Origin of the sequence: Pseudoalteromonas rhizosphaerae (assembly GCF_902498845.1) — a bacterium.
Classification (GTDB): domain Bacteria; phylum Pseudomonadota; class Gammaproteobacteria; order Enterobacterales; family Alteromonadaceae; genus Pseudoalteromonas; species Pseudoalteromonas rhizosphaerae.
In genome coordinates this window covers 62348-74777 of record NZ_CABVLM010000017.1, presented here as the reverse complement: position 1 = coordinate 74777, position 12430 = coordinate 62348, and the positions used below count along the sequence as shown (strand labels likewise).

Here is a 12430-nt window from a genome sequence, read left to right as displayed (position 1 = left end):
ATTATCACTATAATTTCGTCATGCTGGATAGTAATAACATTTTGGCTTGTCTAATTTCAGCGCGCAAACAGCTGCATAGTTGTTTGATGTTAAAGCGAATAATAAACCCAATTAATACACTCAGCTATGCATATCTGCAGCGCCTTTTCATTAGCACTGAATTATAAGCCTGTAGAGCTATGACACTTTAATTTCGTTCTTTAATTGATAACCAGAAAGGCAAGCGATAGTGGATTTCTATAGGCAATATTTCACTCAAGTGCCGTAGAGTTTTATCTGTATCCTTTGTTGAAAAAGTCCCTGTAACTTTATACTTCGCAAGCTGCGGTTCAACACTGATAACACCCCGTCGGTAACGAGCAAGTTCGGCAATAAAATCGGTTAATTTGCTGCCATTTGCTTGTATTTTATGCTCAAGCCATAACGGCTTAGTTGTGAGTAAATGTTGTATTAGCATAATACTGTTTATATCAAAAACAGCTTGCTGCGTGGCTTTCAATCTAAGTAACTCTACGCCCTGCTTGGGTCGAAGCTCCACAACCCCTTCATAGACTTCAACTAAAGTGCGATACTCTTGTTGCTTGACAGTAAAACGTGTACCAATTGGCACAGCTTTTCCATCTCGCGTGGTCACATATAAAGGGGCTGTATGGCGTGCGCTGGTGACAGATATTTCTCCTTGTAATAAGTGTAATCTTCGTGCTGACTGATCGAAGTCAATATAAACGAGAGTATCTGTATTCAAAGCCATGATCGTACCGTCATTTAGGGTAACGGTTTTAATTTCTCCAACGGCAGTAACATATTCACGCCCACGAGGTTGGCTTGCTCGCCCCGCAAAAATCAAACTCAGATTCGCTAGGCTAAAGAGACCTAATACAAGTAGCTGTCGCCGTGATAATCCCTTTTTCTTACGTGCTAATACTGCACGACTAAGTTCAGATTGCGGAGCTTGATGAAATGTCTCCTGCAGTTGCTCTAACCGCTGCCATACTAAGGCATGTTCGGGCTCAGCCTCATACCAAGTTTTAAAAGCACTTTTATCATCTTGGCTAACATCTTCAGCCCATAATCTAGCCATCCAAACCGCGGCTTGTTGTATTGTCTCAGGCGAGATTTGCGTCATGATTAAAACAACATTTCTAGGTTAACCATTAAACAACTTTGTAATGCTCTGGCTATGTATTTTTCTACCGACGACACAGAAACATTTAATTGCTTTGCTATTTGTTTATAACTCATATTTTCAAGCTGACGCATCAATAATGCTTGGCGGACTTTTTCGGGTAACCGCTGCAAAAGATTATCTATTTCCGTCAGCGCTTCAATCATTAGCAGCTGAGACTCTGCAGATGCCGACAGAGCAATAGGATCATTTGCAATTAACTCTAAATACGCAGCTTCTACATTGCGCTTGCGATACAAATCTATCACCAACCCTTTAGCAATATGCGTTAAATAACGCCGAGAGTCTCGCATGCTTGGTAGTGTTGTTTTTGCTAACATGCGCAAATAAGTATCTTGTACTAAATCTGCTGTGGTTTCAGGACAACCTAAGCGGCGTTGAATATAAATAGACAGCCAGTTACTGTGCTTTTTATACATATCATCAATACACGCTATATTGACAGGATTGCTTATCATTCTGTATCACCCCAAAAAATGAATGCGAATGATAATACTTATTAATTGCAGTTAATTCAAGGCAAACCTCCTTTTGCCTTTACATTAACTTGTGAATAAAGAGAGTTTTTAAAACTTTTTCTCAAACTTTAAACTGACACTGTTTTTATCATAACTATATAGCCAATCTACATTACTGTTAACAGCAGTATGATTTAAGGTAAAAATTGGTGTCATACTAAATACAGCTAGATTTGGCATGCTTACAATCAGTGTGTAATTTTGCTCAAGGTCTTTACGCTTTTGCGCCAATAAAGCACTATACTGTTCATATTTACGCGATCTGAGCGATGCAAAGAAAGTTGTCTCTACCCCATTACTCCAGCGCTTATTGACACCAAATCTACTCGAAAATAATTGGTAAGCATGTACCTGTTCACTGTTATTCTTTTTACTGTAATCTAGACCACCAAACAGTAACCATTGTTCATTAAGCTGATACCAAAGGGTATTGTAATTTGCCAATTGTGTACCGGATTGATAACTATAGTGCTGAGGTTGATAAGACTGCTGTTCAATTTCAAGCTCAAGTTTTACATTTAGTTTTTTCGACAGGTTTGTTAGCCAATCAAGCTTAACACCCGCAGCACTGTAAAGCGTACTATTGCCTAATGCATTGTATTTAAATTGCCCAGACGCTGAAAATTGCTCATAAGCCGTTTGATAGCTATAACCTAAATTAGCAATCACAGTGTGCTCATTATATTCACTGTTACTTAGATAATTACTGCCATACGCAAGACCTCGGAAACTCAATCCGTGGTGACCAGAATAAGCGAATCGTTTACTAATATTTGCATCAAAGTCAACACCGTCTCCCGATACAGCCTGAGGGGTTTCACGCTCAATTAAACACTCTTCGCTCGGCAGCGAAAGCAAACACGTATAACTTTGTGATGACTGATTCAAGTTATCGCTAAAACTTGGCCCTAACGCAAAAGACCCCCGCCAAGCTTGACGATAGTTAAGCGCATCAATAAAACTATTTACAGTGTGGCGCACACCGTCAACCTTAGGGTTGTCATTTGGTAACTGCTCAGCAATATGTTCAAACAATATAAGCGCATCAGTATTTTTATTATTATCAAACAACACCCGCGCCAACTCTAATTGACTAGGTAAAAAGTCTTGTCGCTGAGCTAATACAGCCAAATGTTGCTGTTCAGCTTCGTTTAAACGTCCAGCAGATCGAGCAATCGCACCTTGCGCATAATGAGCTAGCATTACATCGTAATTTTTTAGTGCCACATAGCGAGATAAAAAATCTTGTGCTGCTGGCCATTGTTTATGCTGAACTAACAAATAGACTGCTTGGCCTAATTCATGAACATTGTTATTAACTTGGATTTGCTGACCATTAATTGTAAAAGAGGAAGACTTAGCTGAATCATGCGCCGCATCGGCAACCATTGAATGCTCATTTTGTTTTATATTTTGCTCTATACGTTGCTGTAAATGTAATCGCGTTTCAGTCGATGCAGATAAGAGAGGGGAGTTTAACACTAACATTACTACCCATAATTGCACTGTATTACGGTAATAATGACTTTTATTTTGATGGTTCATAATAATACTCAAAAGCGTCAATTAAAGGGGCCAAATATTAGCCCCAACTAAATAATTGCGATTACTTTTTAGTTCCACCAAACGCAGTATCTAATTGACGATCAGCAAAGGTAGCAATACCTGCAAGTGACGCAGCATCAGCACCAAAGAAATGGCCTGTAGCTACACCCCGAGAAGTACCATTTGCTAACGAGGTACCATTAAATGCAGCTGTGGATGATGTTATGTTTGCATTCACTGTTAATGAAAGAGATGAATTAGCTAGGCTACCTGTTAACTTCTGAGCACCAAAATCAGCCGTAAAATCGCCTGTAAGTTGATTATTACCACTGAACTTATTTACTCCTTTAACTGCATAACTAGCTATACCACTTACTGGTACTGTCGTGTTGGTATTATTACCAACATAATATACTGCGCGGTCGTTGCCATTACCGTTAAAATCTTGTGACCATTCACCAAACCAGACATCGCTAGTACCCACTTTTGCAAAATTAAATGTGCCAGTACCACCATGACCCATGCTTAAAGAGTGAATACCGTTAGTTGGTTGGGCATAAGCTGATAACGCCTGAAAATCAACTTTCTGTTGAGTAGAGCCCATTGCCGCAATGCCAATACCAGCTCGACCTGCTACATGAGGACCACCATTAACCGTAGACTCTCCTACTTCAATATTGGTATTGTCATTTTGAGTACCTACGTAATTTGCATGGGCAGCAAAGCTAAAAGTGGTTGTAAGTACGGCGAGTGTTGCGAATAATTTGTTCATTTTTCAGTTCCTTTTAAATAAAAAATCAATGAAATAAAAAGCACAACTAAGGTGCTTTCATTAACTACACCGAACGAAAAATAAAAACCCACAAAAAATAATAACTATTTAGTTTGTGGGTTTATTTTTTAAGCTAATTCAATAAATTAAAAGTTCATTTGTAGTTTTAACTTCACAGTTCTACCAGGAGCTGGAACGCTCGAACGAACCAGTGGGTCAATATAATAAAGATCAGTCAAGTTAGTGGCTACTAACTCAACGTTAAGGCGCTCACTCCAAATATACTTTGCGTATGCGTCAAAAGTCAGCGCTTTATCTCGCTCAAGATCTTCTTCAGTTTTACTGGCTGATAAATACACACTTCGTAATCCGGTTTCTAAGGAATTTTCGAAATAACGACCACCAAGGCTCAAGTTAACCGAGTCATTAGGAATAGCTTGATCACTTAAGTAACCACCTGCAAAACCAGCATGTACACAATTAGGAACAGAGCCCTCGACAGGGTCCTGAGTAATTGCAAGGCTTTCATCACAGACTTCATTCTTAGTCATGTGAGATAAACTTAAATCAGCAAAAAACGAACCATTGTCATAGCGGCCTTGAAACTCAAATCCTTGCAGCGTTTGCTTATCAATATTATAAAAACGAAGTAAATTACCTGAGCGTTCTATGACATCTTTTGTTTTATGATGAAAGTAGGTTAATTTAATGTCCCCTTGTTCAAAGTTATGTACAAACGCAGTTTCATAATTATAGGTATGCTCTGGTTTAATATCTGTGTAAGGGTTGTTATTAGCCGAGAAGCCTAAAGTACTTTCGAACATACTCGGGAAGCGGATGCCCTCGGTATAACGTATGTACACTCGACTATGTTCATTAAGTAAATAAGTTGCAGCAAATCCTGGAGCCCAGTGGCTGCCCTTTTTTTTACCGCCCTCAATTGGCTTCTCGTACTCATTAACAGGCCCACCCGCTTGGCGACAACTGCCTTCTATATAATTAGCTACGTTATTCAATTCACCGTTAACACATATATTATTTGCTCTGCGGTATTTACCCTCACCATTATGTAACCAAGGCTCTAAATTGACTTTATTTTTCATTTCTCGGACATCTTCAAGGTAGCTTAAAAAGTCTTCAAGGCCTGCAGCATCGCCTAAGAAAAGATCGCTATACTGCTCTCTCTCTTGCTCCCTTATTTCTTGATGTTCCGCTTCTGTGTAAGCTGTTTTATACTCTAAATATACCCCTTCAGCGGCAGAGTGCTCTTTCGTAAAGCGCTCATCCTCAGCCGCAATTCGGCTTGATAAAAAGTCATCAATCGCCCAATAACTTTTATAACTCGCACCAGCTGAAAGTATCAGCGACTCACTAGGCATCCATTTAAAATTAAACTGCCCTTCAAGCTCTTCTCGTCTGCCCTCACGAGGCCAGTGCTTCCAACCATCGACTGTACCGCGATATTCATCTTCTGAGCGAATTTTATGATATTGATAACGCGCTGACATAGTTAGCTCCAACTCATCCGATAACATCATTTGGTTACTTACATCAAAACCAAAACGATTCTCACGGTTATTGGCAACTGCTGTATTACGTATTATTGGGCTTGCATCAGGATCCGCTAACTCCCAAATAGCATTAGCGTAATTTGGGAACCCCCCAGCAGAGTTAGTATTGCTAATGGTATGGGTGCTCCAGAGGTTTGAAGTGACGTTAATAAACTTACTTTTCGGGTTCCACTGATATTTAATGTTATAGGCTTGTGCTTCAACTTTGCTAAGAGGCCATTGCGCCATTTCACCATTTTCACCTATGTCACCAGCTCGACTTGCCATAATTTCACCGTACTGCGCATTAGTGATACGTGCACCGAGGTTTAATTGCTGGTTTTCACTAATATTAAATTCACCTTTGAGTAAGAAAGATTCCAACTCGCTGGAGGTATTTGGCACTTCATAACCTGGTCGTTGACGGTGCGCTAAAGAACGCGGATTCATTTTAGTAATATTAAACTCTTGGTCATTAGGCTGATTGTAAAACTCTGATTTTTTTGTGCCACTAAAGTAGTTGCCCTTATTACGATATGCATAAGCTGCAAGTAATTCATAGTTATCTTGGCGCGTAGCTAGCGCTAAACGATAAGCATAGTCTTCACCAGACAAGGGGTTATTTTCTTTATCACCACTCATCTCTTTCCATAAAGAAGGGTCGCCGTAAGCAAAATTAGGTGTCATTTGCGGGAAACCTTCCACCTCCCTGTAATCCTGCCCAGTCAATAAAGTCGGCAGCTTAGGAGCAACGGCATTATTACTACTTTCCATTACAAGACCCCCACCGCTGGTTTCCCCTTCAAGCAGTACGTCGCTAGCACTAATAGTGCTAACTTGTACCCCCCCACCAACTGAAGTATGTGCATTTGGAGTTAGTGAAGGGCCTTTTATTGCTTTAATACTGCCAATTAAATTTGAATCAACATAATTACGATTTGAAACGCCGCGATAGCCGCGCCACACTGTAATTGCTTGCTCAGTACCGTCTATTGATAATGGCACTCGCCCTGGTCCTTGTACCCCGCGAATACTCGGGTCAACACCCCCACCATTTCGTGCATCACCGCTGTAAATATTGAGCATACCTTTAAACAAATCAGCAGCATCTTTACCCTTATATCGCTCTATTTCATCTATTGATGTATATACCGTTGATATATCGTCATCATAAATTGCATGCTTACCAGCTTCATCACGAGTGACACCATAATTATCTCCAGTAGCCACATTGATGGTATCTAATATCATTCTATTTTCGCTAGCTTTAGCTAAAATTCGATACGAGCCATCTGTTTGAACCACACTATAAAGCCCACTATTAGAGAGTAGAATATTCATAGCCTGCTCAGGACTATAACGACCTTGTAATGAAGGGCTTTGGGTTTTTTGCGACAAACTAGCATCTAAATGAAACTCTATACCTGCGGTAATCGCCAGCTGATTTAAACTATCATCAAGCTTGCCTGCGGGAATATTAAAAGTATGAATATGAGGCTTAGCCGCATATGACAGCCCTGGCGCTGCCAAACTAATAATCCCAAGGTGGGCACTGAGCAATAAGGTGAGTAATTTAGGTTTAGGTAAATATTTCATGTCGACTTCCTTTCTTTTCGTTACGTATCAACTAAGCAATACACCGAATGAAAGTGACGATTCCTCAAAAAATAATTTAATTTTTACTCTTCCACTGTCTTTTTTACCCACAAATTAGCCATGGTAATGAAAACCGACAAAGTAATATTGTTATCTGAAAACAGAAAAACGTAAGCAAAATATTACTTGCACCTGATCTCGCTACTAGGTATAAAAATAGTTATCAACATTTAATAAGAAGCGAAAAGCCATGCAGCAACATGACCACCAACCACTTACAGACTTTATTGAATATCCACATGAACAGATGCTAGAACGCGCTAATGAGTTTTTAACGACCAGTCAGCGTCGTCATACAATTCGTAGTTTTAGCGACCGACCGGTGCCAAAAGATATTATTCAAACCTGCATTAAAGCCGCAGCTACAGCACCAAGTGGTGCAAACCACCAACCGTGGCATTTTGTAGCAATTAATAGTAGTGATGTGAAAAAGCAAATTCGTGAAGCAGCCGAGAAATTAGAACGCTCATTTTATGAAGGCCGCGCTGGTGAAGAGTGGTTAGATGCTCTAAAGCCATTAGGCACTGATGCCAGCAAACCTTATTTAGAGCATGCACCTTGGCTAATTGCCGTATTCAGCCAAAAGAAAGGCGGCTTAAATACTAATGATAAAAACACCAACTACTATGTGCATGAGTCAGTCGGTATTGCCACCGGCTTTTTAATTCAAGCATTACATCGCGCAGGGCTTGCAACACTAACTCACACACCTAAACCAATGAGCTTTTTAACCGACATTTGTGGCCGCGACAAAGACAACGAACGCCCCTATATGCTGCTCATTGTCGGTTACCCAAGTGATGATGCTACTGTGCCTAATCATGCCTTGGTGAAAAAATCACTCGATGAAGTTGCGACCTTCATTTAGGTTTAAAATCCACCGCTAATGTGTCGCCGGCGTTAAGCCCGGCGATAATATGCTGTTTAGCATTAATCACCTCCCCTAAACGAACAAAGCGGCGCTCAATCTTTTGCTCGTTAATAACATATACCATGGCTAATTGACCGTACTCATGCACCCAACTTGGCTCAATTAAAATTCCTTGCTCGGTATCCAGTGGCAAGTGAAGCTGTGCATATAAACCAGGCATCAAGTTTGATTGTGTTGGCAACTCTAAACGAATTAACATGCTACGTGCAGCACTATCGGCAATCGGAACAATTTCACTCACCACCGCAACAGCGGTTATATTAAGTGAAGGCAAACTGATCGTTAAGCTTTGACCCAGTGTGAGGCTAATTGCCTGACGTTCTCGCACATTAAATTCAAGCTGTAATTGTTGTGGATTATAAAGTGCCAATAAAGGTGAACCAGGCACTGCGGTATCACCTGGTTCAACTAACCGCTCTACAACAACTCCAGAAATGGGCGCTTTTATACGGGTAAATTCAAGTGCGACTTGTGCTTGGGTTTGCTGTTGCTTGGCAACAGCTAAGCTTGCGGTTAAGTTATCAAATTTCGCTTTTGCCTCATCATTATCACTAACCGATACCAACCCTTGTGAATATAAGTCAGTTACGCGCTTAAGCTGTTTATCAGCTTGTGTAAGTGACGCTTGAATGGCTTTTATTTGCGCATCACTTTGTGCCAATTGCGCTTTAAAATCGTCTTGCTGCAAAGTAATGAGAACATCGCCTTGCACAACACTATCACCAGCACGTACATTTAAACGTTCCACTTGTGCCATCACTCGTGACGAAATTTGCGTGTTTTGTTTTGCAATCACAGTACCGGGAACATATTCACTGCGCTTGATCGCCGTCAGTTCAACGGTAGCGACTTTTCCCTCATATGTCGTTGCTAATACGGGTTTATTTCCTGCGGCTTGTTTATTTGAAAAGCTACCTGCCATATAAAGCACGGCAACAATAATCACTAACAACGCAATGATTGAGCCGAACAGTTTTGATTTACCTTGCATGAGCTTCATCCTCGGTTGTTTGTGTGTTCGCAAACACTAAATAATAAACTAACGGCACCACAAACAACGAAAACAATGTTGATGCCACAATGCCAAAAATAATAGCAATAGCAAGACCACTAAATACGGGGTCTAACGTAATCACTAAGTTGCCTAATAAAGTTGTGCCCGCAGTCAGTAGTACTGGTCGCATCCGCGTTGTGCCTGCGGCAATCAATGCCGCTTTTATTGCCATCCCTTGCCCGCGAGCTTGATTAATAAACTCAACTAAAATAAGCGAGTTACGCACCACAATACCAGCAAGTGCTATCATGCCGATCATCGCTGTTGCGGTGAATAGCACAGGCTCTGGAGCACCGGCTATGGAGCGCTCACCAAACTGATTTATTAACCAAAAACCCGGCATAATACCAATCACAGTAAGTGGAATAGCCGACATAATAATCAGCGATAAACTGGCAGATTGCGTTTGTATTCGTAAAATAATAAAAATGGCGGTTAACGCAAAAGCAAACGCAATTCCCATATCTCTAAACACATCAATTGTGATCCGCCATTCACCTTCACCACTAAACGTTACATGCGTGCCTTGTGGTAATTGCCAAGCCTGAGTTCCACCGTTATTAAAAAAGCTGCGGGCTAACCAATTTGTTTGCTCAAAATCATCGCTACTTACATTTAAATCAGCGTTTACGTCCGCAATGATTTCTGCGGGAGTACGGCCATTAAGCTCTGCCATCACGTATACAACCTCGCGTTGGTCTTTACGCATAATCGGTTTTGCGACATTTAGGTTATGAAATTCACCCAGCTCAGATAAAGCCACCAACGGTCGTGGCGCACTAGTTAAACCAAACTCATTAGTTGATTTTGCCAGCTCTCTATCACCTCTGATTTGTATAGCAAGCAGTTGCGCTAATTGGTTTCGCTGCTGATATGGTAATTGCATTTTGATCTCAACGGGCTGCGTTTCACCACTGACATACATTACGCCCACATTTTTACCCGCAGATGCAATCGTTAATGTATTGGCAATATCTTGTGTTGATACCGCCGACAAAGCCGCCTTGGCTTTATCGGTAATAAAGCGCTGCATCGGTGCCGTGGCTGCAATACTTGTATCAACTTCAACCACATGGGGCTCTTGCTTCAGTCGTTGTGCAACTTGTTGAGCCGCTTGATGGTGGGTTTGCGTATCAACAAACGGATCACGATACACTTCAGCCACTAAGGTGCTAAATACTGGCGGCCCGGGTGGAACTTCAACCACTTTTATCACAATGCCATTAACGGCCAATGGCTCAAGCTGTTTACGTAAACGCATCACGACACCATGAGACTGCTGCTCGCGCTGCGCTTTGTCTAATAGTAATACTCTAAGCTCAGCTAAATTAGCGGCCTCACGGCGATAATAACCGCGCACCATACCATTAAAATCCATGCTTGATGGTTGCCCTACATACGCAGCTATTTCACTTACTTCACTAAGCTGCCATGTTATAGCTTGTACTTTACGAGCGGTCAGTGTTGTTTGCTCCAGATTCGTCCCCTCGGGCATATCTATCAGTACTTGTAGTTCATTTTTATTATCAAACGGCAATAACTTCAGCGGCACCATTCGCATCACGGGCAGCAATGCACTGATAATAAATAATCCTAAGGTTGCCCATAAAATCAGTTTTGCGCGCCCTTTACTGGCCAGTAAAGGCGTTAATAAGCGTTCATAAATAGCTACTTTAGGGGAAGTTAAATCATTGTGCTCAACAACCGGTTGTTTTAATAACTTCATGGCAAGCCAAGGAGTTACAAAGAATGCCACAATGGTTGAGACCATCACGCTTACAGGCACATTAAATGCCATTGGTGCCATATATGGGCCCATCATGCCAGTGATATAAGCCAAAGGAATAAAAGCCACCATGATGGTCAGTGTCGACATTAATAATGCACCACGTATTTCGCTCATTGCAGCGACAATCTGTTGTTTTTTATTGTCTTTGTTTTGTAAAAAACGGCTAATATTATCAATGCCCGTTATCGGATCATCCACCAGCAAGCCCAGTGATAATATCAATGCAAATAACGTTACTCGGTTAATGGTGTAACCAAACGCAAAATCGAGGCTTAAGGTTATGCCATAACAAATTGGCACAGCTAAACCAACAACGATAGCGGCTCGCCAGCCTAAAAATACACCAACAAAAATCACTACGGTAAATACCGCAAACACTAAGCTTGAGGTTAAATTATTCACTTTTTCGTTAGCGGTTTGCCCGTAATCTCTAAGTATTGTGTAATCTATTTGCGAAGGTAAAAAATTAGTTTTTAAATCAGCCATCATTGCGTGTACATCATTTGCGACCGCGACTGCATTTGTGCCCGCTTTTTTAGCAACACTTAAGGTGACTAAAGGATGCTCTTGTGTGGTATCAGATTGCGCTAGCCACTGATAATTTTCAGGCTCACTTGGTCCATCGAGTACTTTTGCAATATCTTTTAAATAAACACTTTTGCCGTTAATAACATTTACAACAAGCTGCTCAATCGCGGCTTTTGTTCGTAACACATCACCAGCTTGTAGCATGATTTGTTGCTCTGCATTAACAACACTGCCAACCTGAGATAATTGATTAGATACACTCAGTGCATAATAAACATCGCTGAGCGTAGTTTGATGAGCTGCTAGGGCCGTCGCATCTAAATTGACCGTTAAAGTGCGTTTGCGCCCAGCAATCACTTTAACTTCACTGGTGTTTTCTATGCGCTGTAAACTATTCGCAATTTCGTTAGCAAAACGGGTTAACTCATAGTCGTTATATAATTTAGGATCTTTACTAAATAAGCCTAGCATCACAATCGGCACGTCATTTACTTCGACCGGGCGCACCTGCCATGAGCTAATAAATGACGCCATGGTATGTTGATAACTATATAGTTTGGCGTAAGTATCGAGGATTGCTTGTTCACGATCATGACCCACAGTAAAGCGCAATGTCACCACAGTGCCATTACTTTGTGTGGTTGAATAAATATGCTCAACACCGCGTAATTGCGCCAATAACTTTTCGAGTGGTTGCGTGACCAGCCTTGCCACTTCGGGAGCTTCAATGTTAGGAGCTGAGACATAAATATCCAGCATCGGCACCACTATTTGCGGTTCTTCTTCACGGGGAGTTTGCTGTAAAGCCATAATGCCAAGCAACACAGCCATTACAAAAATAATGATAGGAATACGCCCGTTAAGACTATTTTTTACTGCACTGTCGAGCTTATCCATTTGG

General features: G+C 41.2%; 8 protein-coding genes. 1 reads left to right on the top strand and 7 read right to left on the bottom strand.

Annotated elements, in window-relative coordinates:
- Nucleotides 1-187: 187 nt before the first annotated feature.
- From PSR9079_RS20670 to PSR9079_RS20650, 5 genes are all read right to left on the bottom strand, one after another.
- Nucleotides 188-1126 (bottom strand): FecR domain-containing protein, encoded by a 939-nt coding sequence (locus tag PSR9079_RS20670; RefSeq protein ID WP_149983094.1) that lies wholly within the window; start codon nt 1124-1126, stop codon nt 188-190.
- 2 nt (nt 1127-1128) lie between these two features.
- Complete coding sequence (locus PSR9079_RS20665; RefSeq protein ID WP_149983093.1) at nt 1129-1644, bottom strand: sigma-70 family RNA polymerase sigma factor; 516 nt, start codon at nt 1642-1644, stop codon at nt 1129-1131.
- A 108-nt stretch (nt 1645-1752) separates the two neighbouring features.
- Nucleotides 1753-3249: a surface lipoprotein assembly modifier gene (locus tag PSR9079_RS20660; RefSeq protein WP_149983092.1), complete on the bottom strand. Its 1497-nt coding sequence runs from the start codon at nt 3247-3249 to the stop codon at nt 1753-1755.
- 61 nt (nt 3250-3310) lie between these two features.
- Nucleotides 3311-4021, bottom strand: coding sequence for a Slam-dependent surface lipoprotein (locus PSR9079_RS20655; RefSeq protein ID WP_149983091.1), 711 nt, complete (start codon nt 4019-4021; stop codon nt 3311-3313).
- 146 nt (nt 4022-4167) lie between these two features.
- Nucleotides 4168-7167: a TonB-dependent receptor gene (locus PSR9079_RS20650; protein WP_149983090.1), complete on the bottom strand. Its 3000-nt coding sequence runs from the start codon at nt 7165-7167 to the stop codon at nt 4168-4170.
- 250 nt (nt 7168-7417) lie between these two features.
- Here PSR9079_RS20650 and PSR9079_RS20645 point away from each other — a divergent pair, with 250 nt between their 5' ends.
- Nucleotides 7418-8095, top strand: coding sequence for a nitroreductase family protein (locus tag PSR9079_RS20645; RefSeq protein ID WP_149983089.1), 678 nt, complete (start codon nt 7418-7420; stop codon nt 8093-8095).
- On the opposite strand, the gene PSR9079_RS20640 is transcribed toward PSR9079_RS20645, so the two are convergent.
- Nucleotides 8088-9149 carry an efflux RND transporter periplasmic adaptor subunit gene (locus PSR9079_RS20640; RefSeq protein WP_149983088.1) on the bottom strand — a complete coding sequence of 354 codons (1062 nt, stop codon included), beginning with the start codon at nt 9147-9149 and terminating at the stop codon, nt 8088-8090. The two genes, PSR9079_RS20645 and PSR9079_RS20640, sit on opposite strands and share 8 nt — an antisense overlap.
- On the bottom strand, nt 9139-12426 hold the full coding sequence (locus PSR9079_RS20635) for an efflux RND transporter permease subunit (protein WP_149983087.1): 3288 nt from the start codon (nt 12424-12426) through the stop codon (nt 9139-9141). Before PSR9079_RS20635 ends, PSR9079_RS20640 begins: the two co-directional genes overlap by 11 nt.
- Nucleotides 12427-12430: the final 4 nt, after the last annotated feature.